The organism is Microlunatus ginsengisoli (genome assembly GCF_039537205.1).
GTDB classification, from domain to species: Bacteria; Actinomycetota; Actinomycetes; order Propionibacteriales; family Propionibacteriaceae; genus Microlunatus; species Microlunatus ginsengisoli.
Genome location: NZ_BAABAB010000012.1, coordinates 1 through 1,144, shown reverse-complemented (window position 1 = coordinate 1,144; position 1,144 = coordinate 1). Strand labels below are relative to the sequence as shown.

Annotated in this window: 1 protein-coding gene; it reads right to left on the bottom strand. The window is 67.7% G+C overall.

Translation table 11 applies throughout. From position 1 onward, the window contains the following. Positions 1–1,144, bottom strand: a 1,144-nt coding sequence (locus tag ABD747_RS09095; protein WP_344803612.1) for a hypothetical protein, incomplete at both ends; no start/stop codon positions are given.

The following is a 1,144-nucleotide window of genomic DNA, read 5'->3' as shown; positions in this document are numbered from 1 at the left end:
CTGGTGCCCGGGCAACGGGATGTTCAGGTGCGAGTCGCCGACCATGATCAGCGTGATCCCCTCGGCCACCGCCAGCGACCGGGACTTCGGGTTGGTGCCGACCAGCGCGGCGAACGTCGGCGATGCTTTCGCCTGCGCCAGCACCTTGTGCACCAGATCGGGCGGCAGCTGGTCACCCAGCTCGTCCCGGGCGATCGTCAGCGCCTCGCCGATACAGGTCGCGCCCCGCTCCACGCCGTGCTTGAGTGCTTCCTCCAACGGCTGTTCGTAGTCGGCCTTGGCCGCGCCCCATACGTTCACCGACAACAACATCGACGCCGCCAACTCGACCCCGACGTCGGCCTTCGCGGAGAACCGGATCGGGTCGAAGATGCCGTCGGCCTCCAACACGTCGTCCAGCCGGACCACCTGACCGCCGGACGCCTGCACCGCGGCCGAGTGGTCCGAGCCCTGCTTCGGGTCGATGATCACCCCCGAATAGCCCATCCGGGCCCACTGGTCGGCCAGGTTCAACATCAGCATCGTCTTCCCCGCACCGGTCGCGGCCGCGCACAGGAAGATCGGCAACCCGTCCGCTGTCGACGCCGCGGTCGGCGACAACAACGCCGGTTGCCGGTCCCGTTCGGTCAGCCCGAACAAGGCACCGTCCCGGTCGCCGACGAACGACAAGCTCGTGATCCCCGACGCGGCGATCGTCTGGATCGGCAGGTCGTGCAGCTTCGGGTTGGCCGAGATCGTCGAACACAGCCAGGTCTCCGCCATCGCCCCCGGCTGAGTCAACGTCATCGGCGCCAGCTTCGCCAACTGCCGGTCCGCAGTGTTCAGCCGGTCCAGATCCTTGATCCCGGCAAACGCGACCAGGATCGAGGTATCGACCAGGGTCGGGTTCGCGCCACCCTTGGCGTAGTGGTCCTCGATCACGGTCAGGTTCGCCAACATCTCGTCCTGCTCCGCCCGCGACATCTTGCCCTGCTTGTGCCGCTCCTGGATGTCGGTGATGAACCGGCGCCGCTGCCGGCGCAACTCGTCCCGGGTGATCTTCGCCGGCTCCACCAGCCCGCGGATCGACACCGCGACCGCATCGGACTCCAACAACTCCGACACCCACAACGCCGACGGTGACGTCGGCGCGTCGAAGTCGAAG